The following is a 24,546-nucleotide window of genomic DNA, read 5'->3' as shown; positions in this document are numbered from 1 at the left end:
GAGGGCCGCTGGCCTTGCGCGAGGCGGGGCATTTCAGGGGCGCGGGGAACTGCGCGGCCCACCCCCACCGGGCTGCCAGCCCGAAAACAACCGCATCTGCCCCACCGGGGCCGGTTCTCACGGCGCACCACCGCCGTGGCTGAGCGCGCAGTTCCCCGCGCCCCTAAAAGATCGGCGTGGCGCCCTGGACAAAAAACGGTCCGCCCCACCAGGGGCGCGGGGAACTGCGCGGCCCGCCCCCACCGGGCTGCCAGCCCGAAAACAACCGCATCTGCCCCACCGGGGCCGGTTCTCACGGCGCACCACCGCCGTGGCTGAGCGCGCCCACGCGGCGGCAGCCGCACATCAAACACAGCCCCGCGCCCCTAAAAGCCCGTGCCTGCCCCCCGGACAAAAAGCGGTCCGCCCCACCAGGGGCGCGGGGAACTGCGCGACACGCCCCCACCGGGCTGCCGGCCCGAAGGCGACCGCATCTGCGGCGTGCGCAGGGGCACGGCCTTGCGGAGAGGCGAGGCGGTCTTCCCGCGCCCGGAGGGCGGGAGGGGGCGAAGTGGTCGGGTCCGGCCGCGGCGTGCCGCGCCCCCGTTGCGGCGGTGGATGGACCCACCCGCGCCGCCGGGCCGGACCCGGAGGTCAAGCATGGAGGGGGGCGCCAACCGGCCGCTAACATGGGGCTAACGCGCCGTTCGGGGGAACGGCCAGAGAGGGCCACGGATGCGGTTCGAGCTGCTCGGAGCTGTGACCGTGGAGGGTGGCGGCGTCGGCTCGGCGAAGGCGCGGGCACTGCTGGCCGCGCTGTTGAGCAGTCCGGGCCGGGCGGTGCGCCCGGAGGCCCTGAAGGCGGCGATGTGGGGCGAGGAGCCCCCGCCGACGGCGACGGCGTCGCTGCACAATCATGTGGCCCGGCTACGACGGCTGTTGGCCGAGGACGACCGCCCGGGTTCGCGCCTGCGGGCGGTCCCGCAGGGCTACGTACTGGACGTGGCGGTCGGCGAGCTGGACGCCGAGGTGTTCGTACGGCATCACGCGGCGGCGCGGGCGGCGCACCGGGACGGGGACTGGCCGGCGGTGCTGGCCGAGTGCCGGGCGGCACTGGCGCTGTGGCGCGGCGACCCGCTGGCGGACGTACCGGCGCTGTCGGACCCGCTGCGGGCGTACGCGGCGCATTTGGCGGAGGCCCGGCTCCAGACCCTGGAGTGGCGGTTCGACGCGGAGTTGGCGCTGGGCCGCCATCAGGGAATGGCGGCGGAATTGGCGGCGCTGACGGCGGCGCATCCGCTGCGCGAGCCGTTCCACCGCCAGTGGATGCTGGCCCTGCACCGAACGCACCGGCAGGCGGAGGCACTTGCCGCCTTCCACGACCTGCGCCGCACGCTGGTCGACGAGTTGGGCGTGGAGCCGGGCCCCTCGGTGCAGGCCGCGTACCGCGAGATCCTGGCGGCCCCCGAGGACGAAGCGGCCCCGCAGGAAGCCCAGCCGTCCACTCCACCGGCCCAACTCCCGGCCGACACCGGCGACTTCACCGGCCGTACGGACGAACTGGCCGCGCTGCTCGGGGTGATACGCCCCTGCGACCCGGACGCCCCGCGCGTGGCGGTCGTCACCGGCATGGGCGGCATAGGCAAGACGGCGCTCGCGGTGCACGCGGCGCACCGGGCGCGCCGCGACTTCCCCGACGGCGTGCTCTACGCCGACCTGCGCGGCTTCGGCGCGGGTGACGCGCGCCGCCCGCGCGACCTGCTGGCCCGGTTCCTGGGCGATCTGGCCGACGGCGGCGCGCCGGGCACCGGCGGCGCGCTGCCGCTGCCGGACGACCCGGACGACCTGTCGGCGCTGCTGCGGCAGGCGCTGCACGGCCGCCGGGTGCTGCTGGTGCTGGACAACGCGGGCGACGCGGCGCAGGTGGTGCCGCTGCTGCCGGGCCGCGGCGACAGCGCGGTGATCGTGACGAGCCGCAGGACGCTGGCGGATCTGCCCGGAGCGGTACGGCTGCCGCTGGAGCCGCTGGGCGCGGAGGAGCAGCACCGGCTGCTGGTCGCGGTGTGCGGGCAGCAGCGGGTGGCGGCCGAACCGGCGGCGGCGGCCGGGGTGTTGGCGGCCTGCGGCGGACTGCCGCTGGCGCTGCGCATAGCGGGCGCCCGGCTGGCGGCCCGCCCCAACTGGCCGCTGACCGCGCTGGCGGAGCGGCTGGACGGCGCGGGCGACCGGCTGCACGCGCTGTCCGCGGGCGGCCTCGCCGTGCAGGACACCTTCGCGATGAGCTATCTCGCGATGCGTGACAGCCCGCAGGCCGCCGAGCGCGAAGCGGCCCGCGCCTTCCGGCTGTTGGGCCTGTGGCCGGGCCATCCGCTGGACCTCGTCCCGGCCGCCGCGCTGATCGGCCGCGACCCCGCCCCGGCCGAGGACCTGCTCGAAGCGCTGGTCGACACGCACCTGTTGCAGACTCCGCGGGCCGGCCACTACTCCTTCCACGATCTGCTGGGCGAGTACGCGGCGACCCGCGCCGCCGAGGAGGTGCCGCCGCGGGTCCGCGAGAACGGCCTGCGCCGCCTGCTGGTCTGGTACACGGTCACGGTCGCCGGGACCGCGGCCCTGCTCGCGCCCGAGGGCCATCCGATACCGCCGCTGCACGAGCAACCGGCCGTGCCCCCGCTGGAGTTCGACAGCGAGGAGGCCGCGCTGCGGTGGTGCGTCAAGGAGCTGCCCGCGATCAAGGAGGCGATACGGCTGGCGGCGGCGCGCCGCTGGCCCGACGTGGCGTGGCGGCTGGCGGCGGGTCTGTTCGGCTACGCGCAGGCGTACTGGTGGACCGGTGAGTGGGACCTGTGCCTCCAGGAGGCGATGGCCTGCGTGGAGGAGACCGGGGACGTCCAGGGCAGGGCGTGGATGCACAGCAGGCTCGGCGTCGCGCACGGCATGGCCGACCGGGTGGACCCGTGCCTTGAGCATCTGGGCGTCGCCCGGCGGTACTTCGAGGCGGCGGGCGACCTCCAGGGGCAGGCGGCGATCCTCAACAACCTCTCGGGGCTGCACCACGCGCTGGGCGACCACGATCTCGCGCTGGAGTACGGCAGGCAGTCGCTCGACCTGCATTACGCGGTGGGCGACGCCGACCGGGTCGCGACCGTGCTGGGCAATCTCGGTGACGCGCACCTGGGCGCGGGCGACCCGGCCGCCGCGATCGCCTGCTACCGGCGGGCGTTGGGGATGTGGCGCGAGCGCGGGCTGCTGACCAGCACGGCGCGCAGCCTCACCAGCCTCGGCGAGGCGCTGCGCACCGTGGGCCGGTACGACGAGGCGGTCGCGGCGCTGGAGGAGACGGTCGCGATCCTGGACCGGCTCGGGGACCGCGGTACGGCGGCCGACACCCTGGAGGTGCTGGCCCGTACGCACTTCGAGCGCGGCGACCCCGCCTCCGCCCGCAAGCACTGGGACCGGGCCCTGGAACTCGCCCGCACCTACCGCCTGGAGGCGAAGGCGCGGACGATACTGGCGGGCCTGGCGCGACTGGACGCGTGCGAGTCGGCGTGCGTGCGGCAGAGCGAGGACGGGGTCGCGTAGCAGCGGGGCCGGGCCTCCGGCCCGAACTCCGCCGCGCGGCAAGGGCCTTGGGCCCGCGGGCCCGGTGGTCAGACGGCCATCTCGCGCGGCACCGCCGCCAGCGCGTCCTGGATCGCGGTGATCAGCGCCCGCGCGGAGTCCGCGGTCAGCTCCAGGGCGACGCGGGCCGAAGGCCCCTTGGCGGGGGCGGCGAAGTCGATGTTCAGGGTGTGCTCGGCCAGCGCGTGCACGGGGTGGTCGAAGTAGACGGTCACGTCGGTGACGTGGAACCAGGAGCCGCCCGGCCCCTTGGCGCTGCCCTCGACCTCGGCCTTGACGGTGGAGTACGTGCACATGGTCAGCCCTCCAGGTGCTTGCCGTAGAAGTCCGCGATGCGCTCCCAGCCGTCCTGGACGGCGGGCACGTTGTAGTTGGGGCGGTCGACGGCGAAGAAGCCGTGTCCGGCGCCCTCGTAGCTGTGGAACTCGTACTCCTTGCCGAGGTCGGTGAGGATGCGCTCCAGCTCGGCGACCTCGGCGGGGCTGGGGTGGCTGTCGGCGGCGCCGAACAGGCCGAGCAGCGGGGCGCGGAGGCCGGGGAGCTGGTCGACGAGGTTGGTGATGCGCAGGACGAAGCCCTCGGGGACGGTGCCGGTGACGAAGGCGCCGTAGCAGTCGACGGCGGCGTCCACGTCGAGGTGGCAGGCGCTGAGCACGGCCTGACGGCCGCCCGAGCAGTGGCCGATGACGCCGGCCTTGCCGTTGGAGGTGGGCAGGGCGCGCAGGTACGCGACCGCGCCCTCGACGTCGCCGACCAGCCGCTCGTCCGGAACCCCGCCGTTGGCGCGGCCGACCGCGGCGGCGTCGTCGGGGGCCGCGCCGGGGGCCTCGCGGTGGAAGAGGTTGGGGCAGACGGCGTCGTAGCCCATCTCGGCGAACCGCCGCGTCATCTCCTTGGTCGGGCGGTCGTATCCGGGCAGGTGGTGGATGACGACGACACCGCCGCGGCGGTGGTCGCCCTCCGGTCGGGCCACGTACGCCTCGATCTCGTCGCCGCCGTGGCCGGTGATCGTGACGGTGGTGGCGGTCAGCGAACCGCTGGGGGAAACAGTCATGCGCCAGCTATACCATAAGCCTGGACTGATAAGTTTATACTGATCATCATGACGACCAGCAGCGACGCGGCTGGCACCGCGGCCGACGCGACCGGCACGGCGGCGAGCCCGGACGACCCGGGCGACCCGGCCGGTACGGGCAGTCCGGCCGAGGCCGGACGCATCGCGGTGGACCTGCGTGTGGCGCTGAGCCCGCTGGTGCGGCGGCTGCGGCAGGTGAAGCCGGACGGGGAGCTGACCTTCTCGCAGATCTCGGCCATGGTCCGGCTGGACCGGGAGGGCCCGGCCACCGCGACGGAGCTGGCCGCGGGCGAGGGCATCAGGCCGCAGTCGATGTGCACGATCATCGGCGTGCTCCAGGAGCGCGGCCTGGTCGTCCGCGACCCCGACCCGTCCGACGGCCGCCGCATCGTCGTCTCCCTCAGCCAGGCCGGTCTCGACGGCCTGCACGGCGCCCGCGCCGAGCGCGCCCGCCGTCTGGCCCGCGCGATCGACGAGGAGCTGACCCCCGAGGAGCAGCGGCTGCTGGCCGACGCGATTCCCCTGCTGGAGAGGATCACCCGCCGTGTCTGACCCCGCGGAGCCCGACCCCTCGGACATACCCGCCCGCGCCGCCCCGCCCGGTCCCGGCCCCGCGGGCCCCCGCCCCGACCGCTACAAGTGGATCGCGCTGTCGAACACCAGCCTCGGGATGTTCATGGCGACCGTGGACTCCTCGATCGTGATCATCTCGATGCCCGCGATCTTCCGCGGCATCCACCTGGACCCGTTCGCGGCCGGGAACATCAGCTACCTGCTGTGGATGATCATGGGGTATCTGCTGGTCACCGCGGTCCTGGTGGTCACCCTCGGGCGGCTCGGCGACATCGTCGGCCGGGTGCGGATCTACAACCTCGGCTTCGTCGTCTTCACCCTCGCCTCGGTCGCGCTCTCCTTCGACCCCGCGCACGGCGGCGCGGGCGCGATGTGGCTGATCTGCTGGCGGATCGTCCAGGCCGTGGGCGGCTCCATGCTGATGGCGAACTCCGCCGCGATCATCACCGACGCCTTCCCCGCCGAGCAGCGCGGCATGGCGCTGGGCATCAACCAGATCTCGGCGCTGTCCGGCCAGTTCGTCGGCCTGGTGCTGGGCGGGCTGCTGTCGGCGTGGGACTGGCGGGCGGTGTTCTGGGTCAATCTGCCGTTCGGCATCCTCGGCACCGTGTGGGCCTACCGCTCGCTGCGCGAGACCTCCACGCGCAGGCAGTCCCGTATCGACTGGTGGGGCAATCTCACCTTCGCCGTCGGCCTCGGTCTGCTGCTGGTCTCCATCACCTACGGCATCCAGCCCTACGGCGGCCACACCATGGGCTGGCTGAGCCCGAAGGTGCTGACCGGGCTGATCTCCGGCGTCGTGCTGCTCATCGTCTTCGTGGTCGTCGAGACGCGCGTGGCGCAGCCGATGTTCCGGCTCGCGCTGTTCCGCAGCCGCGCCTTCGCCGCGGGGAACGCGGCCTCGCTGCTGGCGGCGGTCGCCCGCGGCGGCCTCCAGTTCATGCTGATCATCTGGCTCCAGGGCATCTGGCTGCCGCTGCACGGCTACGCGTTCGACGACGCGCCGCTGTGGGCCGGGATCTTCCTGCTGCCGCTGACCGCCGGGTTCCTGATCGCGGGGCCGCTGTGCGGGTGGCTGTCCGACCGGTACGGCGTACGGGCGTTCACCACCGGCGGTCTGCTGGTCTTCTCGCTCAGCTTCGTCGGCCTGCTCCTGCTGCCGATCACGTTCTCGTACTGGGCGTTCGCGCTGCTGATCATGTGCAACGGGATCGGCTCGGGGATGTTCTCCGCGCCGAACACCTCGGCGATCATGAGCAGCGTGCCCTCCACCGACCGCGGCGCGGCGTCCGGGATGCGCTCGACGTTCCAGAACTCCGGGATGTCGCTGTCGATCGGGGTGTTCTTCTCGCTGCTGATCGCGGGCCTGGCCGACCGGCTGCCGTCGGCGCTGGACAGCGGGCTGCGGGCGCAGGGCGTGCCCCCGGACGTGGCCCACCACGCGGCGTCGCTGCCGCCGGTCTCGACGGTCTTCTCGGCCTTCCTCGGGGTCAATCCGGTGCAGACGCTGCTCGGGCCGACCGGTGTGCTGGACACGCTGCCCGCGCACAACAGGGCGGTGCTGACCGGGAAGGAGTTCTTCCCGCACCTGATCTCGGCGCCCTTCCACCACGGGCTGGTGATCGTCTTCGCGACGGCGGCCGGGATGGGCCTGCTGGCCGCCACCGCGTCGCTGCTGCGCGGTGGGCCCGCGACGCGGGCGGTGACGGCCGAGGCCACGCCGCCCCAGGTCAGGGCCGGTTCAAGACGATCGAGTTGACCGGGGTGAGGTTGTACGACCAGTGGTCGTTCAGCTCCAGGGTGATCCGGCAGTCGCCGCCGTTGTACTGCCAGCAGAGCTGCGAGCGCGGCGGCGCCCCGCGTGATCCTGCGCATGGTGATGTCCCTCCGTCCGCGGCCGGACCCCCGCCGGCCGTCGCGTCGGCGGCCGGGTCCCGCCGGCCGCCGTCACCGCCTGACGCTAGGAGACGCCGGGCCCGGTCCGCTCCTGACGAATGACAGGGACCGGCGCGATGGTGCCGTCGAGGCGGACCTGGAGGGCGGGGTGCGGCGGGGTCGCGAAGCCGAGGCCGGTGTAGAGACCGGCGCCGTCCGCGGTCGCGTTGAGGTTGATCACCCGCGCCTGGGTCTCGTCGGCGAACCAGTCGAGCACCGCCTCCATGCAGGCCCGCGCGTAACCGCGGCGCAGGCGGCGCGGGTCGGTGCAGACGTTGGAGATGTGGCCGTGCAGACCGCTGAGGTTGGTCGGGCCCGGCGCGTGCCGGTCGCAGGCGCCCACCGCGTTGCTCACCACGCCCAGTTCGGGGTCGTCCACGACGAAGGCGGCGAACTCGCCCGTGGCGGCGAGGCGTTCGGTGAACCACGTACGGGCCCGCGCCCGCCACGGCGCGTCGTCCCCGCCGACCCGCGTGCCCATCGCGTCGAGCATCACGGCTCTGAGGCGTACGAGGGCGTCCGCGTCGGCGGCCGTCGCGCGGCGCACGATCACGTCGGGGGCCGAGTCCGAGGCGGCCGGGTCCGGGGCGGCCGGGCCTGAGACAGCCGGGTCCGAGACAGCCGGGTCCGAGCCCAAATCCCGCTCGGGGGCGGGGAGTTCACCGTCGGTGCCGATCTTCATACGGCGCATTGTCACTCATACGGACAGCGCACGGCATCTCAGTTCCCCGAGCCCTTCACAACAGCGCTCAGGAGTGGTAGGTGGGGCGGATGGTACGTGAAGGTGGTACGGGCGGCCTCGCGGTCGTCCGTACCACCGGGTTCCGGAGTCGGTGCTCCGGACTCAGTACCGGATCAGCGCTCGGGATCGATCCTTCGCTCGGGGTCGATCCTCCGCTCGGCGCCCAGCCCACGGTCGGAACGCGCACCGCGGTCCGTGCTCATCGCGCGGTCCGAGCTGAAGCCGCGCTCCGCGCGGTCCGAGCCCATCCGGCCGCCGCCGGCCGGGAGCCCACGGCTCCTGGACCGGCTACGGCCGAGCATGCCCATGCCCATCGTGGCGAGTCCGACCAGGCAGATCACCGCTCCGGTGATCACGTTGCTGAGGATGGTCTTGTGCACGTGGGGGCTACCGGACACCACCCAGGGTGCGACGATCGTGAACGCGCCGATCACCACGGCGGCCCAGCCCAGTCCGTGCGTACGTTCCAGGACGGAGCCGAAGCCCAGGGCCAGGACGGCCAGGGCGATGCCGAGGATCAGGTTGGTCACGGTGAGAGCGTGGAAGCCGGTGAATCCGGCCACCCACGGCGAGATCGCCAGGTAAAGCCCGGCCAGCAGGGCCAGACCTTCAACGAGACCGGCCCATGGCTTCGCCGCCGCTTCCTCGTACCGGCCCCGAAGGGCCATCAGGTCCGGGTGGGTATCGATTCCCGTCGTCGGGTTGGTCGATTCGGTGGCCATTCCAGCCACCTCCTTTGCTGAGTGCAGTCGCTTCTACCACCGGATGTCCTTCGGGTCTCCGCCCCGAAGCTGCCGCATCCTCACACAGCGTAAATCGCCTGATACCACTCAGGCCACTCGGATGGCGTACATATCTCCTCATATCGCCCTGCCGCCCCCCGCCGGACCCTTGCGACGACCGCCCAAGGGCGTTCCTCGCCGATTTCCTCACCGAATCGCGGGGCAGGGGTGCCAGCGGCGGCGCGGGCGGGGGTGCGGGCGGGGGCGGCCCGGCCCGGGACCCGGCGGATCACGGGCGGGGGGTGCGGGCGAGGGGTGGCCGGGGCGCACGGCCTCGGCTCGGCCCGGCTCGGCTGGTGGCTCGTCGCCCCGGCCGTACGCGCCAGGCGGTCGGGGCTCAGCGGGCGCCGAGCGCCTCCACCGTACGGACCAGCGGCGCGAGTTCGGGCTCGCGGGCGGCCTCGTCGAGGGCTTCGCGCAGGGCGCGGTCGTTGGTGGGGCGGGCCTCGGCGAGCAGGGCGAGCCCGGTCTCCGTGACGTCGGTGTAGATGCCGCGGCGGTCGGTGTCGCAGAGGTAGCGGACCAGCAGGCCGCGGTCCTCCAGGCGGCTGACCAGCCGGGTCGTGGCGCTCTGGCTGAGCACGACCGCGTCGGCGACCTTCTTCATCTGGAGGTGGCCGCCGGGGCCGTTGTGCTGCTTGCTGAGCACGTCGAGCAGCGAGAACTCGCGCACGCTCAGCTCGTGCCCCGCCTGGAGCGCGCGCTCGATGTGCGCCTCGATCCTGCCGTGCAGCAGGGACAGCGCGCACCAGCCCTGGGCCAGCGCCACGGTCTCGGTCATCCTCGGCTCCTCCACCGGCCTCGCGGCGGCTCGCACCACCCTCGTCCCCGACCGGCCGGTTCGCACCGGTCGGTCCCGCGGTCGTCGTCGGCCGCGTCTTCAGGATAGCCCGCTTCCGCAATAGGCGGCGTTTGCACTTATCCCGCGTCTGCAATTATTGTGGGCGCTGGTTAACCGCGCACCGGTCCCGTACCCGTCCGTACCGCCGGTTCCGTCCCCTCTCCTCCGGAAGGTGTTTCCCATGCCGCTCGCGCTGCTCGCCCTGGCCCTCGGGGCCTTCGGCATCGGCACGACCGAATTCGTGATCATCGGGCTGCTGCCCGACATCGCCGGGGACTTCGGGGTGTCCATCCCGACCGCGGGCTTCCTGGTGACCGGCTACGCGCTCGGCGTCGTCGTCGGCGCGCCGCTGATGACCGTGCTCGGCACCAAGATCTCCCGCAAGCGGATGCTGATGCTCCTGATGGGGCTCTTCATCGCCGGAAACCTTGTCTCCGCGGTCGCGCCCACCTTCGCCCTCATGCTGGCGGGCCGCATCGTGGCCTCCCTCGCGCACGGCGCCTTCTTCGGCATCGGCTCGGTCGTCGCGGCCGGTCTGGTCGCCGCGGAGAAGAAGGCCGGGGCCATCGCGATGATGTTCACCGGCCTGACCGTGGCCAACGTGGTCGGCGTTCCGCTGGGCACCTTCGTCGGGCAGTCCGCCGGGTGGCGCGTCACCTTCTTCGTCGTCGCCGGTTTCGGCGTCCTCGGCCTCGCGGGCATCGCGAAGCTCGTCCCCGAGATCCCCCGGCCCGAGGGCGTACGCCTCCGGCACGAACTGGCCGCCTTCCGCAACGTCCAGGTGCTGCTCGCCATGGCCATGACCGTGCTCGGCTTCGGCGGCGTCTTCGCCGCGATCACGTATCTCGCGCCGATGATGACGAACGTGACCGGTTACGCGGACTCGTCCGTCACCTGGCTGCTGGTGCTCTTCGGGCTCGGCATGGTCGGCGGGAATCTGCTCGGCGGCCGGTACGCCGACCGGCGGCTGATGCCGATGCTCTACGCCACGCTCGGCGGGCTCTCGCTGGTCCTCGCGCTCTTCACCGTCACCGCGCACAACAAGGTGGCCGCCGCCGTGACCGTCTTCCTGATCGGCGCGCTCGGCTTCGCGACCGTCCCGCCGCTCCAGAAGCGGGTGCTCGACCAGGCGTCCGGCGCCCCGACGCTCGCCTCCGCCGTCAACATCGGCGCCTTCAACCTCGGCAACGCGCTGGCCGCGTGGCTCGGCGGGCTCCTTCTCTCGGCCGGGCTCGGCTACACCGCCCCGAACTGGCTCGGCGCGGCCCTCGCCGCGGCGGCGCTGGCGCTGGCCGTGACCTCGGCCGCCCTCGGCCGCGGCTCCGCTCCCTCCGGCCGACGGCCGGGAAGCGTCACGTCCGCGCGCGCCCCGAAGGGGCGCGGGGAACCGCGCGAGCAGCCCACCGCCGGGCCGGTGGCCCGACGACAGCCGGACTACCCCGCTGGGGCCGGTGGTGACCTGCGCGAACACCGTGGCTGAGCGCGCGGTTCCCCGCGCCCCCGAAAGGGCCGCTCGCCGTCGCGCCCAGGGCACCGGCCCCGCGGGGGGCTGGCGGGCGACCCGTGGAGGCCGGCGGATCGCCCGTGGGGGCCGGCGGATCACCCGTGGGGGCCGGCGGATCACCCGTGGGGGCGCGTCGGCGCAAGGTAGTGACGGAGTGTCAGCGTCCGTGCAAGAGTAGTGAGTTATGACTCATGGGGACGGGGAGCCGGGCCGCAGGATCCGGATTCGGGTCACTGGCGACGACGCGCAGGATCTGGAAGCGCTGTACCGCTGGCTGAGCCTGGAGGACTGGTTCGCGCAGGCCGAGGCCGCGCATCAGCTCACGGCGGAGGTCCGCGAGTACGACGGCGGGCGGCACGACCCGGAGGAGCGGCGGGACGGCCCGCCGATGAGCGGCGGCCTCGTCGAACTGGTGCTGGTGATCGCGGGCGCGGCCATCACCCCGGTCTTCGAGGACCTCTACAACCGCGCGAAGGTCGCCGCCCACGCGTGGGCGGCCAACAGCAGCAGCGACGACCACCCCATGGTGACCGACGTCCAGGCGGACGGCGCGGGCGACGGGGTCGACGGCGGCGACGGGGACGGGGACGGGGACGGGGACGGCGCAGCCAACGGGGGCAACGGGGCGGACGACACGGACGACGCCGACGAGGAGCCGGAGGACGACGAAGGCGGAAGGAACACCTAGCCATCGTGTCCTCGCATGCTTACGACCCACGCGGCAAGGCCAATCGCGCACTGCTCTTCGGGGTGTACCGGTACGACCACTTGGACGACCTGCCGGGCGTGCGGCACAACCTCGGCCAGTTGGTCGAAACCCTGATGGCCGGAGGGGTGTTCGGGGCCAACGAGGTCCGGCAGGTGCTCCCCAGGACCCAGCTCGAATTCCTCTCGCACCTGGAGAACGAGGCCAAGGCCGCCGAGGGCCTGTTCCTGCTCTACTTCGCCGGGCACGGCGGAGTGGACCGCAACGGCGACAACTTCCACCTGCTGGTCGGCGAGTCCCGCAGGATCGGCCGCGACGACTACGCGGAGGCGGTGTCCTGGAGCAGCCATGTGCTGCCCAGGCTCAGGGACATCGCCGAACGCCGGCTGGTCGACCGGATCGTGGTGATCCTGGACTGCTGCTACGCGGGCAACGCGCTGCTCGAATTCAAGCCGGGCACGCTGCACCGCGGCAGGGACCGTATCTCGGTGCTGACCGCCGTCCAGATCAACCGCCGGATACCGGGGGGCAACGGGCACGAGCCGACGCCGTACACCAAACAGCTCATCCGGCTGCTGCGCGACGGGCTGCCGAGGACCGATGAGGACGTCGGGCCGGAAGAGGCCGCGCGGATCGAGCTGATCCCGCTGTCGGCCGCGCTGTACGAGGCGATGCGGCACAAGTTCACGGAAGGCGGCGACGATCCGTGGGTGCCGCGTCACCACGCCGCCGAGTCCCGGCAGGACGTGCTGCTCGGGCTCTCGCCGCGGCTGCTGGAGGAGATCGACCGGCGGAACGCCGCGGGCCGGGCGGCCTGGTGGCGGGCGGCGCTCGCGGCGGCCGGGATCGGCGCGGGCGCGGGGCGTACGGGGCGGGGCCGTCGCGGAGAGCGCGGAAGCCGTGGAGACCGGGGTGGTCGCGGGGAGCGGGGAAGCCGTGGGGAGCGCGGCCGTCCTGGGGAGCGCGAGCAGCGCAAGGGCCGTCCCCGTAAGGAGAGTTCGGGCACAGCCGGTCCCGGCAAGGGCCACAATCCCAAGGTCCTCATCCCCCTGTTCACCGCCTTCGCGGTGCTCCTCGCCGGAGGCGGCTACGGCGTCTACACCTGGGCCGGCGGGAGTACGGCCTGCGCGCCGCCGGTCGAACTGCGGCTGCTCACCGACCCGGACGCGGCCCCGACCGTGAAGAAGGCCGTGGCCGCGTATCTGACCTCGGGCGCCAACCACACGGGGAGCGGCTGCCGCCGCTCCGGGATCAGCCTGGTCGACCCCAAGTCCGCCGACGCGGTGACCGGTTTCCAGCACGCGGCCGACTGGCGTACGCCGCGCTCGACCGGTGAACTGCGCCCGCAGCGCGACATCGGCGCGCAGCCGGACATCTGGATACCGGGCTCCGACGTCACCCTGGCCCGCGCCAAGTCCCTTGTCGGCAAGGGCGACGACGTGGAGCTCGGCTCGCTCGGCCCGGTCGCGTACACCCCGGTCGTGCTGGCCATCCCGACGACCCTGGCCAGTACCCCGGCCTCGGTCACGGGCACCCCGCTCGGCCAGCTCCTCGACCAGCTCAAGCGCAACAACCCCAAGACGGTGCCGGTGCTCCGCGCCGATCCCGAGTCCACGGATTCGGCGCAGCTCGCGACGGTCGGGGTGTACGGGCAGAACGGCGTCGCGCCCGTGAGCGACGCGGTCGTGGGGCAGTTCGAGCGGCAGGCGGCCCAACTGCGGCCCGCGCAGCCCGACTCGTACGCGCTGATGTGCGCGCTGGCCGGGGCGGACCCCGAACTGAAGGACAACGCGGCGGTGTTGGTGCCCGAGCAGGTGATGACGCAGTTCAACACGCACGCGGACGCCAAGGCACGGGTGGGCTGCGACAACAACAGGCTCCATCCCCGCGCGCCGCAGTATCCGGCCGATGTCGCGCCGCTCGACCTGCCGTTCGTGCACGTCACGTGGAAGGGCGCGGACCGCGACGCGACGGCCAGGAAGGACGCCGTCGACCGTTTCCACACCTGGCTGACCGGCGCGGCCGGGCAGAAGGTCTTCACCGACGACGGCTACCGGACGGTCGGGGGCGCGACCGGCACCACCAGCGGTTCCGCGAGCGGCACGGCGACGGACACGGGCTCCGGGGCCGTCGTTCCCGGCAGTACGGTCATGCCCGGCACCTACCCGCCCGACGCCCAGTGGCTGGCGAGGTACGCCGCCGCCGTGGGCAGTGCGCTGGACCGCTACCGGCACGCGCTCGGCCCCGGCCGGGTGCTGTATCTGCTGGACAAGTCCAGCTCGATGGACACCTACTGGAGCAATTCCGCGGGCGCCCTCGACCTGCTGTCGCAGTCGCTCGACACCTTCGGGCCGGACGACGCGTACGGCGTGTGGACGGTGGTCGACAAGCCGCCGACGCAGCAACTGGTGCCGCTGGGCAGGCATTCCGACCTCGCCGGTATCCGCCGCGAGGTCAAGGCGACGAAGCTGGTGGACGAGGAGTCCTACCCGGGACCCGCGCTGGACGCCGCGCTCACCGAGATGACGGAGCACCAGAAGGCCACGGGCGGGGCGCAGTTGATTGTCTACATCACCGACGACGAGGACGACGAGCACTTCAAGGGCCGGGATCTCCCCGACCTGCTGGCGCGGATCGCCGCCCGTCCCGTACCGGTGGAGTGGGTGTCTCTGGCACCGGGCGGCGGCTGCGCTGCCGGTTCGGTCGGCGCGCAGATCGCCAGGACCAGCGGCGGGCGCTGTCTGAACGCGTCGAGCAGCCAGGTCTCGGAGCTGCGCGACGACGTCGCCCGCGCGGGAACGGGGAACGCCCGGTGAGGCGGCGTCGCGCGGCGACCGCCGCCCTGTGCCTGCTCGCGCTCGCTGCCGCCGCGTGCACCGGCGGGGGCGGCGGGGGCCGTGCCGCGCAGCCCACGACGACCGGCGGCGGCGAGATCATCGTGGCCAGCGGTCTGGACGTGACCGGCAGCGACGGGGTGCGCCAGCAGCTCATCGAGCAGTGGAACGGGACGCCGGAGGGCAGGCGGCACCCGGCGCGGCTGGTCGAGCTGCCCGGTGAGGCCGACCAGCAGCGCAGCCAGTTGCTCGGCGCGCTCCAGTCCGGCAGTTCCGCGTACGACGTGGTGAATCTGGACGTCACCTGGGTGCCGGAGTTCGCGCAGGCCGGGCTGATCAGCCCGCTCGACCACCAGATGAATCTCGACGACGGGGACGTCATCCCGTCCGTCGCGGGCACCGCGCGGTGGGACGGCCACACCTACGCGGCGCCCTTCAACAGCGATGTGGGGCTGCTCTATTACCGCGCCGACACCATCAAGGCCATCGGCATCGATCCGGCGAGCTTCCCGAAGGCCGACACCACCTGGCAGGAGCTCCAGACGCTCATCAGCGATGTCGACGCCGACAAGGACCACCAGCCCAAGGGCTACATAGCGGGGTGGACGAGCCAACTCGGCGCGTACGAGGGGCTGACGGTCAACGCCATTGAGGCGTTCGCCTCGGTGGGGGTCCAACTCGCGGACGCCGAAGGTCATTACACGGCCGACCCGGCGAAACTGCGGGCAGCTTTGAGCGAGTTGAAGTCCCGCGCGGGCCATGACGAGACGCTGCCCGAGGCGCTCACCTCCGACGAGTCGACATCCCTCGGCGACTTCGCGGCCGGGCACACCGTCTTCCTGCGGCACTGGCCGTACGCGTACGGCGCGCTGTCGCGGACCTTCGGCCCCTCGCGGATGCAGGTGGCGCGGCTGCCGGGGAAGGCCGTGCTCGGCGGGCAGAATCTGGCCGTGGCGGCGGGGTCGCCGCGCGCGAAGTACGCGCTGGACCTGGTCAAGTACCTGACGGACGCGCAGTCGGAGCGGTGCCTGCTGGACGCCGGATTCGCGGCGACGCGGGAGTCGGCGTACAAGGACGCGAAGGTGCGGTGCACGCTCGCGCCGGGCACGAAGGGGTCCGGGGGTTCCGGCGGGTCCGGGGGTTCCGGGGGTTCTGGGGGTTCCGCGGGCTCCGGCGGCTCTCCGAGTCCGGGGGCCTCGGCGTCGTCGGAGTCGCTCGACATGCCGCGCGACGCCGACGGCCGCCCCGCGTACGCCGCTTCCACGCTGCTGCCCGCGCTGACCCAGGCGGTGCAGCGCCCCCGCACCCCGTACTACGGCGCTCTCACGCAGCTTCTCCAGGCGCAGTTGCACGACTGGATCTCCGACACCGGTCCGTTCAGCGGGGGCGGCTCGTCCATCGACCCGGGGCCGCTCGCCGATTCCCTCGACCGGTCGCTGGCGAAGATCCTGAAGGGCAAGTAGGGCGCTGGTGATCGTCTTTGACACGCCTGGGGCCGGTGAGGCAACTCGGGCGGTGCTCCAGCGTGTTGACCGGAGTATGAGATCTCCTCTTCGATCCACCGTCCGCACGGCGGCGGCCTCGCTGCTGCTGGCCGCCGGGCTCCTGGCGGCGGGCACGCAGACACCGGCCGTCGCCGCCGTACCGCATGCGACCGCCGAGACCGCCGCCACGACCGCAGCCACGACCGCCGCCGGCGTCGGGACCGCCGAATACGACCTCGGGGACACGGCGTTCACCGATCCGGAGTCCGGCACGGTCAGCGAGGTGCGGGCCGTGGTGCACTACCCGCGTCATCTGACCGGGCGGCTGCCGCTGGTCGTCATGTCGCACGGCTCCTGGTACGCCTGCGACGACGCGGACGCGCAGACCTGGCCGTGCCCGGCGGGCTCGCACCCGTACCCGAGCTACCGGGGCTACGACTACCTCGGCCGCGCGCTGGCCGAGCGCGGCTTCGTCGTGGTCTCGCTCAGCGCCGACGCCATCAACATGACGTCCTTCGACTACGGCGACCGCGCCCGCCTGATCAACGAACACCTGCGGCTGTGGCGGGACTTGGCCAACGGCGGCGGCGCCCTGAAGGGCCGCTTCACCGACCCGGCGACCGGCCGCGCGGTCGCGCCCGCGTTCACCGGCCACGTCGACATGACGCGCGTCGGCACCCTGGGGCACTCGCGTGGCGGCAAGGGCGCCATGTGGCAGGCGTCCGACAAGCACCGCGCCGAGTGGCCGACGGGCGTACGGGTGAAGGCCGTTCTCGCGCTGGCGCCGGTCAAGTTCGACTACCCGGAGGGCGAGAACAGCGACACCCTCGACACGAAGGTGCCGTTCGCGGTCGTCACCAGTACCTGTGACGGAGCCGTCCACGAGCAGGGCCAGGAGTATCTGGACGACATCGCGGGCCTGAACACCGTGACGGACTTCTCCGTCTCTCTCCAGCACGCCAACCACAACTACTACAACCGGTCCTGGACCCCGCCGGCCCCGCTCGGCGAGGACGACAGCACCTGCCCGGCGCAGGAGTTGACCCCCGCCCACCAGCAGGACGCCCTCACCGCGTACGCCGTCGCCTTCTACCGCTACGAGCTGTACGCCGACCCCACCGGCCTCCCCGTCCTCACGGGCCGCCACCCCCTCCCCCACACCCCCGCCACCACCCGCATAGCCCTCCCCGCCCCCACCCCCTAGGCCCGGTCAGCGGCCCGCAACACGGCGCCGTACTTCACCAACCGCCGCCGGGACAGCAGCACCCCCAGCCCCCACAACCCGACGAAGAACGCCCAGACACCGCCGCAGACGAGCAACGGCCCCGCCGTGAACCCGAACTGGGACAGCGGGATCAGCAACGCCAGCGGCAGCACCACTACTTGGATCAGGCCGCGCCTGCGATGACCTCGCGCGTAGTCCACCTGAATACGCGCGTGCAGCAGCTCGACCTCTTCTCGCACCTCCGGCGACGGCCGCAGCCGCCGCCGTCCCGGCCGCATTCCCGGCAACTGGCCGCCGCGCAGTCCCTCGGGATACCGCGCGGCGGCCAGGGTCGCCCGTTCCGCCGCGTCCGCCTCCCGCCGGAACCCGAAATACGGATTCGGACTCCCCTTCGGCGACGTCGCCGCCATCCCCTCGTACCGGTAGCCGTACTGCTCGGCGACAAAGGCGAACGCCGCGAATCTCCGCCACGACCCCACCAGATTCCGCGCCTCATGCCGCGCCGCTCCCCGCGCCCCGTCCCGCATCAGCGCCTTGAGTTGAGCCTCCACGAACATCACGACCTCCGGCCTCCGTGGTCTGGCATGACCTTCTGTCCGGTCCCCGCCGGCGGACCCGCATCCGGGACTCGGCGGAACCATCCATACCGCAAGGATCTTCTTATAGCTTGGTCAAGAAAAAGTCATCTCTGAACGAAGCGGCATGAGTTCGTCATGCGGATGGGGGGCGAGCGTGGGCTCGTTGAAGTATCCGAACCTTGGCTTCGATCCGGCTCCGGGGGATCTGGAAACCGTCCGTCTGATGGTCTCCGCGGTGGGGCAAGTGGCCCACAATAGCGGCAGCGCCCAGAGCCAACTGAGCAAGATCGGCACCTCGGACGGTGTATGGGTGGGGAAGTCCGCCGACGCCTTCACGGAGTCCGTGGAAAAGATTCCGCCATATCTCAAGAAGGCCCTTGACGCGGTGAATTCGGCGCACCGGGCCCTGGCGGGCTGGGAGACCAGTCTGGACGGCTTCCAGTCGCGGGCCCGCGGGCTGGAGGAAGAGGCGGCTGCCGCGGCGCGGAAGGTCGACTCGACCAAGAGTTCCTTGACCGGTCTTCCCGCGGACACCTCCACGATGTCCGACACGGAGAAGGAAGCGCACGAGCGGGACAAGAAGGGCAAGCAGCAGGCGTACGACACGGCGCACGGCGAACTGGAGTCGGTCCGGGGGCGCGCCCGTACTCTGCACGTCGAGTACACCACCGCGGCCGACTCGACGGCGCGCGCGCTGAAGGACGCCACCGACGACGCCCCGCCGAAGCCGGGTTGGTTCGACAATCTGGTCGACAGCGTCACCGACTTCCTCGCCGACGCGTGGAACGTCCTGTCCGATCCGAACTTCTGGAAACTGGTCGGCGACATACTCGCCGACATCGCGATGGTCATCGGCGTGATCTGCCTGGTCGCCCTCGCTCTCGGCACCGGAGTGGGGGCGCTCGGCCTGATCGGCTTCATCGTCGGCGTGGGCGCGCTCGCCGCGCACAGCGCCGCGATGATCGGCGGCGCCGAAGGTGTGACCTGGCAGACTCTGGCCTGGGACGCCGCGGGTGTGATCGCGGGCGGTATCGGTCTGGCGGGCGGCAGCATGATGAAGGCCGGGCGCGCGATGGTACAGGCGGGGCGTGAACTGCGTGTCGCGGAAGGCATCGTGGCGACGCTCGGCAAGATCCGGCCCGGCGCGCTGGGCAACATCGCCAAGATACCCAGCGGTGTCGCCAACACCCTGCGCGGTTTCAGCATGGCAGGGCAGGGCTGGACGTATGTGGCCACGGGCAAGGTGTTCGACTTCGTGGGCACCGTCACCGGCGCGGGCTTCGCGCTCGGGTCCAACGCGAACGACGGCCGGTGGACCGACGGCGACTGGAACATCTCCGACATCCCCGTAGTCGGGCCGATCGCCGGATTCGTCAACTACAAGGCGCCCGACAACAGTCCCACGGTCATGGCGCCCGGCCCGCTCGGCCCGACGTTCGACGTCCCCACGACCTTGACGTCAGCGGGCAACAGCTTCGCCAAGGGGCTGGAGCAGGGGCAGTACGGGACAGCGGCGTGAGCGGCCCGACTGCCCAAGGCACGGCAAAGGGCGCGGGGCGGGAGATCCCGTACGCGTTCGGATACCAGGTACCCGACGAGTTCATCCGGCTGCCGGAACCCACTGAGTCCGAAGGCTGGCACGAGGCGCTGGCCACGTTGATGCCCGACGCCGACGAGGAGCAACTGGCTTCTGCGGGAGCGCAGATGCGTGCCAGTCTGCCGGGTCTGGCCGCGGGCAGCGGGGACACCGTCGTCCTTACCGCGATGTGCCTGGGTACGGAGGACGTGGAGGGCGACGAACGCCTGTCGATGGGCCTGCTGGCCGTGACGGTACGGCCCAGCACGCACCGGGACCGGTTGCTCGCCGCCGAGGCGATCTTCCAGGCGGAGCAGCGCAAGCTCTTCGCACGCGAGGGCCGGCTTCAAGAGCTGAACTTCCCTCTGGGCAAGGGTGTGCAGGGCAGGCAGGACATCCTGATCGCCGCGAAGCTGCCCGCGGGGCCCGGCGTGATGTCGACCTCGCTGCGGCTGCTGACGCTCCCCGCGGGCATGGCCGCCGCGGCCGGAGTCGAGGATCCTACCGGCGCCGCGGCGACAATACGGCCGACGCTGCCCGTGGCGGCGCTGCAACTGATCGTCCCGGCGCCCCGCGACTACTGCGTCTACGTGACGATCTCGACGCCGTCGCTCTTCCTGCTGGACTCCTACAGCGGGCGGCTCGCACACATCGGGCGGACGTTCACCTTCAATCCGTCCCAGGAGCACGACGGTTGAGGCCGAGGCGCGGGGAGTGGGCCCGCGGGGCGAGCGGCGGACGGATTACTCGCCGCCGCCCTCGCCCGCCTTCTTGAGTTCGTCGAGGAGCTTCTGATCGATCTTGGCGAACTCCCCGGCGGCCTGATTCGCGAACTCCGAGACGCCCTGGGTGAGTTTGGAGAGCTGGCCGAATCCGTAGTCCCAGGAGTCGGCAAAGTCGTCACACGCCGATTCCAGACCGGAGTGGCCGATCTCCTTGGTGTTGGCGTGCTTCATCTCCTTCGAAGCGCTCTTCATCTGGTCGCCGCTGGTCTCCAGCTTGCGTGCCATGTCCTTGACCTCGTCGCCCGCGAACCGCAGAAAAGACATCCGGCCCCCCGTCCGTATCGCGTCTTCGTGTCGCGCCTCTGCCGATTCCCAGAATAGGTCCAACTGCCCTGGCGCGGCGGTGAGCTCAGGGTTTGAGGAGGGCGTGGAGTTCGGCTTCGTAGAGCTGGGCGGGGTCGAGGGACATGCCGGTGAAGTGGCCGGCGGCTTCGAGGGAGAGGACGCCGTGGAGGCGGGTCCAGCAGGTGAGGGCGCGGTGGAGGGCGGTGGTGGGGGCGGGGTGGGGGTCGGCCCATGCGCGGTGGGTGGCGAGGTGGGCGTCGAAGGGGGTGACGGGGGCGGTGGCGTCGGGGTCGAGGGCGACGCAGGCGTCCAGGAGGACGGCCATGATCTCGGACGCGATGCCGGTGATGTCGTCGGGGGCGTGGTAGCCGGGGACGGGCGTGCCGTAGAGGAGGAAGTAGCGGTGCGGGTCCTCCAGGGCCCAGCCGCGCAGGGCGTGGGCGAGGGCGACCAGTTCGGGCCGGGAGTCGTAGGCCGAGGCGGCGGCGTGGACGCTGAGGAAGGTGTCGGCGAGGCTGCGGTAGCCGTCCCTGACCAGCTCGGTGATGAGTTCGTCGCGCCCGGCGAAGTAGCGGTAGAGCGCGGGGCCGCTCATGCCCATCTGTTTGGCGATGGCGTTGAGGGAGAGCGCTGAGGCGCCCGCCGTCGCGATCTGCTCCCACGCGTGTTTCTTGACCTCCTCGCGGACCTGGGCCCGGTACCGCTCGCGCGGGGTGCTGGTGGTCGTACCCGGTTCAGCCACTGGCCTTGCCTCCTTCCCGTACGTCGTGCCCGAGCGTCGTGCCCGTGTTCCCTTTAGTTAGAGGCTATCACGAACGCTATTGACACTCCCGATCGTGAGGTGTTAGAACTTCTAACGAACGCAAACGTCAGTAACGAGCAGCTCGCAGCGGAGGCCGCCATGAACACCACCGAAGAACTCACCGAGGTCGTCCTGCCCGGCAAGGTCGAGCCGGAGGGCCTCCAGGTCAGGCACGGCACCGTCCCCACGCCGGGCCCCGGCCAGGTCGTGGTGCGGATGGAGGCCACCGGCGTCTCCTTCGCCGAGCAGCAGATGCGCAGGGGCCGCTACTACGACCAGCCCCCGTTCCCCTTCGTGCCGGGTTACGACCTGGTCGGCACCGTGCAGGCGGCGGGCGAGGGCGTCGGCACGGACCTGGTCGGCACGCGGGTCGCCGCGCTCACCAAGACCGGCGGCTGGGCCAGCCACGTGGTGGTCGACGCCGCCGACACCGTCCCGGTGCCCGAGGGGGTCGGCGCGGCGGAGGCCGAGGCGATGGTGGTCAACGGCGCCACCGCCTGGCAGATGCTGCACCGCAAGGCGCGCGTCCGCGCAGGACAGACCGTCCTCGTGCTCGGCGCGAACGGCGGCGTCGGCTCCGTCCTGGTCGAACTGGCGCGGGTCGCGGGCGTCAAGGTGATCGGCACGGCGTCCGTACGGCACCACGACGCGCTCAGGGAGCGCGGCGTCACACCGGTCGACTACCGCGCGGGCGACGTCGCCGCCCAGGTCCGCGCCCTCGCGCCCGGCGGGGTGGACGCCGTCTTCGACCACGTCGGCGGCCGGGGCGTCGTCGACTCGTGGCGGCTGCTCGCGCCCGGCGGCACGCTCGTCTCCTACGGCACCGCGTCCACGCTCAACGACGAGGGCTCCAAGCAGTGGCCCGTGCTCAAGATCATCGCCCGCGTCTGGGTCTGGAACACGCTGCCCAACGGCCGCCGCGCCTACTTCTACAACCTCTGGGCCGGAAAGGCCCTGGCCAAGGACCGCTTCCGGGCCCGGCTGCGCGCCGACCTCACCGAGGTCTTCGCCGCGCTCCAGCGCGGCGACGTCACCGCCCGGGTCGCGGCCCAACTGCCGCTGGCACGCGTGGCGGAGGCGGTCCGGCTGGCCGAGTCGGGGACGGTCGCCGGGAAGGTCGTCCTCACGGCGTGACGCGCCCGCCGCGCCGGTCGAGCAAGGGCCCGGCCGGTCCGGCACCGGCACCGCCCCTCAACCCCGGCACCGGCACCCACCCCGACCCCGCCACCGACGCGCCGCTGACGCCACCGACGCACCGCTGACGCCCGGACGCGGTCACGGCATCGGCAGGGCATCGGCCTTGCGGAGCAGCAAGGCGCGTTCGCGGGTGTTGGGGCAGTGGCGGGCGGCGAGCTGGAGTGCGGCGCGGGCTTCGGCGGTGCGGCCGAGGCGGGCGAGGAGTTCACCGCGCACGGTGGGGAGGAGATGGGAGTGGGAGAGGTGACCGGCGGCGGCGAGTTCGTCGACGAGGTCGAGGGCGGGCTGCGGCCCGTGGGCCATCGCGACGGCGACCGCGCGGTTGAGGTCCACGACCGGCGAGGGGGCGATACGGCCGAGGGCTTCGTAGAGCACGACGATCCGTTCCCAGTCGGTCGCGGCGACGGAGGGCGCAGCGGCGTGGCAGGCCGCGATGGCCGCCTGGAGGCCGTACGGGCCCAGGCCGCGCCCGACGGTGGAGGCGCGTTCGAGAGCCGCCCGGCCACGGCGGATCGCCGAGCGGTCCCACAGGCGCCGGTTCTGGTCCTCCAGGAGTACGGCCTCGCCGTCGGGGCCGGTGCGGGCGGGGAAGCGGGCGGCGGTCAGTTCGCAGAGGGCGAGCAGACCGTGCACCTCGGGCTCGCGCGGCAGCAGGGCGGCCAGTACGCGGGTGAGCCGGATCGCCTCGTAGGCCAGGTCAGGGCGGAGGAGGTCGTCGCCGGACGTCGCGGTCGACCCCTCGGTGAAGATGACGTAGAGCACGCTGAGGACGCCGCCGAGCCGTTCCCGCCGTTCCTCGGCCGGGGGCAGGGCGAACGGGACCTCGGCGGCGGCGATCGTACGTTTCGCACGGGTGATCCGCGCCTGGACGGTCGGCACCGGCACCAGGAAGGCGCGCGCGATCTCCTCGCTGGCCAGGCCGCCGACCGCGCGCAGGGTCAGGGCCACGCGGGCCTCGGGCGAGAGGACCGGATGGCAGGAGATGAACATCAGGGCCAGGATGTCGTCGTCGATACGGTCCGGGTCCCAGGGCAGGTCGGCGTCGGCCGCCGAGCCCACACCCGTATCCGGGCCCGCGGCCCTTCCCGTGGCCACGCCCGTACCCGCGTCCTCGGCCGCCTCCCCCGCGAGCAGCGCGTACCGCTGGTCCAGCGCCGAGCGGCGGCGGAAGGCGTCGATCGCCCGCCGCCGCCCGGTCGCGAGCAGCCAGCCCACCGGGTTCGCCGGTGTGCCGTCGCGTGACCAGCCGACCAGCGCCTCGGCCAGGGCCTCCTGCGCCACGTCCTCGGCCAGTTCGAAGTCCCCGGTGTAACGGGCCAGGGCCGCGACGACGCGGGCCGACTCGATCCGCCAGACGGCCTCGACGGCGCGGCGCGCGGCCTCCGTACTGCGGGGAGCCGGTCCGTCGGGAGCCGACCTGTCGGGAGCCGGTCCGTCGGGAGCCGACCCGCCGGGAGCCGACCCGCCCGGAACCGACCCGCCCCGAGCCACCTCGTCAGGAACCGGTCCGCTCAGATCCGGCCCGTCAGGAACCGTCCCGCTCAGATCCGACCCGCTCAGATCTGGCCCGTCCGCTCGCGCCACGCCCGCTCCTTGGTGATCCACTCGTTGTCCTGCGGGAACTCCTCGATGCTCGGCACCCGGCGCACCTCGCACTTCGAACCCGCGACGGCGGGCAGCCGCTTCGCCCACTCGACCGCTTCCTCCTTCGAGGCCACGTCGATCAGGTAGAAGCCGCCGAACAGCTCCTTCGTCTCGCCGTACGGGCCGTCGGTGACCACCGGCGCCTCACCGCTGAAGTCGACCACGACCCCCTGGCCCGGGTCGTCGAGCCCCTCCGCCGCCACCAGGACCCCGGCCCGGATCAGCTCTTCGTTGAACCGGCCGACCGTCTCCAGCATCTCGTCGAACGGGGTCTCCATCATCTTCGCGACGGACTCGTCCGTACCACGCATGATCAGCATGTACTTCGCCATGACGGCTGTCTCCACTCTGTTCTGTTCCGTGCGTTCAGCGCTGACG

General features: G+C 72.4%; 22 protein-coding genes. 12 read left to right on the top strand and 10 right to left on the bottom strand.

The genetic code is table 11. From position 1 onward, the window contains the following. Window positions 1-714: 714 nt before the first annotated feature. A complete protein-coding gene (locus ACFZAM_RS05520) occupies window positions 715-3,561 on the top strand; it encodes a BTAD domain-containing putative transcriptional regulator (RefSeq protein WP_391042982.1) in 2,847 nt (948 codons plus the stop codon). A 68-nt stretch (window positions 3,562-3,629) separates the two neighbouring features. On the opposite strand, the gene ACFZAM_RS05515 is transcribed toward ACFZAM_RS05520, so the two are convergent. Together ACFZAM_RS05515 and ACFZAM_RS05510 are read right to left on the bottom strand one after the other, a co-directional pair. Beyond that, window positions 3,630-3,896, bottom strand: a complete 267-nt coding sequence (locus ACFZAM_RS05515; RefSeq protein ID WP_355336387.1) for a DUF6295 family protein — start codon at window positions 3,894-3,896, stop codon at window positions 3,630-3,632. A 2-nt stretch (window positions 3,897-3,898) separates the two neighbouring features. After that, on the bottom strand, window positions 3,899-4,654 hold the full coding sequence (locus ACFZAM_RS05510) for a dienelactone hydrolase family protein (protein WP_391042981.1): 756 nt from the start codon (window positions 4,652-4,654) through the stop codon (window positions 3,899-3,901). A gap of 48 nt (window positions 4,655-4,702) precedes the next feature. Between ACFZAM_RS05510 and ACFZAM_RS05505 the strand changes: the two genes are divergently transcribed. After that, complete coding sequence (locus ACFZAM_RS05505) at window positions 4,703-5,227, top strand: MarR family transcriptional regulator (protein WP_391042978.1); 525 nt, start codon at window positions 4,703-4,705, stop codon at window positions 5,225-5,227. A 118-nt stretch (window positions 5,228-5,345) separates the two neighbouring features. Further along, window positions 5,346-7,007 carry an MFS transporter gene (locus ACFZAM_RS05500; RefSeq protein ID WP_391043560.1) on the top strand — a complete coding sequence of 554 codons (1,662 nt, stop codon included), beginning with the start codon at window positions 5,346-5,348 and terminating at the stop codon, window positions 7,005-7,007. 201 nt (window positions 7,008-7,208) lie between these two features. On the opposite strand, the gene ACFZAM_RS05495 is transcribed toward ACFZAM_RS05500, so the two are convergent. The 3 genes from ACFZAM_RS05495 to ACFZAM_RS05485 all read right to left on the bottom strand — a co-directional run bounded on the left by ACFZAM_RS05495 (window position 7,209) and on the right by ACFZAM_RS05485 (window position 9,488). Continuing rightward, the gene (locus ACFZAM_RS05495; protein WP_391042977.1) at window positions 7,209-7,865 is read right to left on the bottom strand and encodes a GNAT family N-acetyltransferase; all 657 of its coding nucleotides are present in this window, start codon (window positions 7,863-7,865) and stop codon (window positions 7,209-7,211) included. A gap of 173 nt (window positions 7,866-8,038) precedes the next feature. Further along, window positions 8,039-8,647 carry an SPW repeat protein gene (locus ACFZAM_RS05490; RefSeq protein WP_391042974.1) on the bottom strand — a complete coding sequence of 203 codons (609 nt, stop codon included), beginning with the start codon at window positions 8,645-8,647 and terminating at the stop codon, window positions 8,039-8,041. A 397-nt stretch (window positions 8,648-9,044) separates the two neighbouring features. Beyond that, the gene (locus tag ACFZAM_RS05485) at window positions 9,045-9,488 is read right to left on the bottom strand and encodes a MarR family transcriptional regulator (protein WP_391042971.1); all 444 of its coding nucleotides are present in this window, start codon (window positions 9,486-9,488) and stop codon (window positions 9,045-9,047) included. 241 nt (window positions 9,489-9,729) lie between these two features. Between ACFZAM_RS05485 and ACFZAM_RS05480 the strand changes: the two genes are divergently transcribed. The 5 genes from ACFZAM_RS05480 to ACFZAM_RS05460 all read left to right on the top strand — a co-directional run bounded on the left by ACFZAM_RS05480 (window position 9,730) and on the right by ACFZAM_RS05460 (window position 17,280). Further along, window positions 9,730-11,028 carry an MFS transporter gene (locus ACFZAM_RS05480; RefSeq protein WP_391042969.1) on the top strand — a complete coding sequence of 433 codons (1,299 nt, stop codon included), beginning with the start codon at window positions 9,730-9,732 and terminating at the stop codon, window positions 11,026-11,028. Window positions 11,029-11,236: 208 nt separating this feature from the next. Beyond that, window positions 11,237-11,740: a hypothetical protein gene (locus ACFZAM_RS05475; RefSeq protein ID WP_391042966.1), complete on the top strand. Its 504-nt coding sequence runs from the start codon at window positions 11,237-11,239 to the stop codon at window positions 11,738-11,740. A 5-nt stretch (window positions 11,741-11,745) separates the two neighbouring features. Further along, on the top strand, window positions 11,746-14,574 hold the full coding sequence (locus ACFZAM_RS05470) for a substrate-binding domain-containing protein (RefSeq protein ID WP_391042963.1): 2,829 nt from the start codon (window positions 11,746-11,748) through the stop codon (window positions 14,572-14,574). Beyond that, window positions 14,571-16,055, top strand: coding sequence for an extracellular solute-binding protein (locus ACFZAM_RS05465; RefSeq protein ID WP_391042960.1), 1,485 nt, complete (start codon window positions 14,571-14,573; stop codon window positions 16,053-16,055). The genes ACFZAM_RS05470 and ACFZAM_RS05465 overlap by 4 nt, the downstream gene beginning before the upstream one ends. Before the next feature lie 76 nt (window positions 16,056-16,131). Further along, entirely contained in the window at window positions 16,132-17,280 is a 1,149-nt protein-coding gene (locus ACFZAM_RS05460) for an alpha/beta hydrolase (RefSeq protein ID WP_391042957.1), read from the top strand. Here ACFZAM_RS05460 and ACFZAM_RS05455 read toward each other — a convergent pair. Continuing rightward, window positions 17,277-17,858, bottom strand: coding sequence for a hypothetical protein (locus ACFZAM_RS05455; RefSeq protein ID WP_355336376.1), 582 nt, complete (start codon window positions 17,856-17,858; stop codon window positions 17,277-17,279). The genes ACFZAM_RS05460 and ACFZAM_RS05455 overlap by 4 nt on opposite strands. Before the next feature lie 145 nt (window positions 17,859-18,003). Between ACFZAM_RS05455 and ACFZAM_RS05450 the strand changes: the two genes are divergently transcribed. Next, complete coding sequence (locus ACFZAM_RS05450; RefSeq protein WP_391042954.1) at window positions 18,004-19,398, top strand: putative T7SS-secreted protein; 1,395 nt, start codon at window positions 18,004-18,006, stop codon at window positions 19,396-19,398. Beyond that, window positions 19,395-20,153 (top strand): hypothetical protein, encoded by a 759-nt coding sequence (locus tag ACFZAM_RS05445; RefSeq protein WP_355336374.1) that lies wholly within the window; start codon window positions 19,395-19,397, stop codon window positions 20,151-20,153. The genes ACFZAM_RS05450 and ACFZAM_RS05445 overlap by 4 nt, the downstream gene beginning before the upstream one ends. A 45-nt stretch (window positions 20,154-20,198) precedes the next feature. Here ACFZAM_RS05445 and ACFZAM_RS05440 read toward each other — a convergent pair whose 3' ends face one another. Together ACFZAM_RS05440 and ACFZAM_RS05435 are read right to left on the bottom strand one after the other, a co-directional pair. Beyond that, complete coding sequence (locus tag ACFZAM_RS05440) at window positions 20,199-20,504, bottom strand: hypothetical protein (protein ID WP_391042950.1); 306 nt, start codon at window positions 20,502-20,504, stop codon at window positions 20,199-20,201. 85 nt (window positions 20,505-20,589) lie between these two features. Beyond that, entirely contained in the window at window positions 20,590-21,267 is a 678-nt protein-coding gene (locus tag ACFZAM_RS05435; RefSeq protein ID WP_391042947.1) for a WHG domain-containing protein, read from the bottom strand. A gap of 159 nt (window positions 21,268-21,426) precedes the next feature. On the opposite strand from ACFZAM_RS05435, the gene ACFZAM_RS05430 reads away from it, so the two are divergent. Next, the gene (locus ACFZAM_RS05430) at window positions 21,427-22,461 is read left to right on the top strand and encodes a zinc-binding dehydrogenase (protein WP_391042944.1); all 1,035 of its coding nucleotides are present in this window, start codon (window positions 21,427-21,429) and stop codon (window positions 22,459-22,461) included. Further along, on the top strand, window positions 22,458-22,589 hold the full coding sequence (locus ACFZAM_RS05425) for a hypothetical protein (RefSeq protein ID WP_391042942.1): 132 nt from the start codon (window positions 22,458-22,460) through the stop codon (window positions 22,587-22,589). The genes ACFZAM_RS05430 and ACFZAM_RS05425 overlap by 4 nt, the downstream gene beginning before the upstream one ends. Before the next feature lie 13 nt (window positions 22,590-22,602). On the opposite strand, the gene ACFZAM_RS05420 is transcribed toward ACFZAM_RS05425, so the two are convergent. Next, on the bottom strand, window positions 22,603-24,015 hold the full coding sequence (locus ACFZAM_RS05420) for a DUF6596 domain-containing protein (RefSeq protein ID WP_391042940.1): 1,413 nt from the start codon (window positions 24,013-24,015) through the stop codon (window positions 22,603-22,605). 65 nt (window positions 24,016-24,080) lie between these two features. Beyond that, window positions 24,081-24,500, bottom strand: a complete 420-nt coding sequence (locus ACFZAM_RS05415; protein WP_188285869.1) for a YciI family protein — start codon at window positions 24,498-24,500, stop codon at window positions 24,081-24,083. Window positions 24,501-24,546: the final 46 nt, after the last annotated feature.

Source organism: Streptomyces sp. NPDC008079, from assembly GCF_042957385.1.
GTDB lineage: Bacteria > Actinomycetota > Actinomycetes > Streptomycetales > Streptomycetaceae > Actinacidiphila.
The sequence above is the reverse complement of the archived record's forward strand: the minus strand, read 5'-3'. Positions and strand labels throughout refer to the sequence as shown.

What these genes read in the sequence shown, in the direction of transcription:
- ACFZAM_RS05480 (WP_391042969.1), top strand. Translation starts at nt 9,730, where the DNA reads ATGCCGCTCGCGCTGCTCGCCCTGGCCCTCGGGGCCTTCGGCATCGGC.
- ACFZAM_RS05430 (WP_391042944.1), top strand. Translation starts at nt 21,427, where the DNA reads ATGAACACCACCGAAGAACTCACCGAGGTCGTCCTGCCCGGCAAGGTC.
- ACFZAM_RS05505 (WP_391042978.1), top strand. Translation starts at nt 4,703, where the DNA reads ATGACGACCAGCAGCGACGCGGCTGGCACCGCGGCCGACGCGACCGGC.
- ACFZAM_RS05500 (WP_391043560.1), top strand. Translation starts at nt 5,346, where the DNA reads ATGTTCATGGCGACCGTGGACTCCTCGATCGTGATCATCTCGATGCCC.
- ACFZAM_RS05450 (WP_391042954.1), top strand. Translation starts at nt 18,004, where the DNA reads ATGAGTTCGTCATGCGGATGGGGGGCGAGCGTGGGCTCGTTGAAGTAT.
- ACFZAM_RS05460 (WP_391042957.1), top strand. Translation starts at nt 16,132, where the DNA reads ATGAGATCTCCTCTTCGATCCACCGTCCGCACGGCGGCGGCCTCGCTG.
- ACFZAM_RS05440 (WP_391042950.1), bottom strand. Translation starts at nt 20,504, where the DNA reads ATGTCTTTTCTGCGGTTCGCGGGCGACGAGGTCAAGGACATGGCACGC.
- ACFZAM_RS05510 (WP_391042981.1), bottom strand. Translation starts at nt 4,654, where the DNA reads ATGACTGTTTCCCCCAGCGGTTCGCTGACCGCCACCACCGTCACGATC.
- ACFZAM_RS05520 (WP_391042982.1), top strand. Translation starts at nt 715, where the DNA reads ATGCGGTTCGAGCTGCTCGGAGCTGTGACCGTGGAGGGTGGCGGCGTC.
- ACFZAM_RS05475 (WP_391042966.1), top strand. Translation starts at nt 11,237, where the DNA reads ATGACTCATGGGGACGGGGAGCCGGGCCGCAGGATCCGGATTCGGGTC.
- ACFZAM_RS05490 (WP_391042974.1), bottom strand. Translation starts at nt 8,647, where the DNA reads ATGGCCACCGAATCGACCAACCCGACGACGGGAATCGATACCCACCCG.
- ACFZAM_RS05485 (WP_391042971.1), bottom strand. Translation starts at nt 9,488, where the DNA reads ATGACCGAGACCGTGGCGCTGGCCCAGGGCTGGTGCGCGCTGTCCCTG.
- ACFZAM_RS05455 (WP_355336376.1), bottom strand. Translation starts at nt 17,858, where the DNA reads ATGTTCGTGGAGGCTCAACTCAAGGCGCTGATGCGGGACGGGGCGCGG.
- ACFZAM_RS05415 (WP_188285869.1), bottom strand. Translation starts at nt 24,500, where the DNA reads ATGGCGAAGTACATGCTGATCATGCGTGGTACGGACGAGTCCGTCGCG.
- ACFZAM_RS05495 (WP_391042977.1), bottom strand. Translation starts at nt 7,865, where the DNA reads ATGAAGATCGGCACCGACGGTGAACTCCCCGCCCCCGAGCGGGATTTG.
- ACFZAM_RS05515 (WP_355336387.1), bottom strand. Translation starts at nt 3,896, where the DNA reads ATGTGCACGTACTCCACCGTCAAGGCCGAGGTCGAGGGCAGCGCCAAG.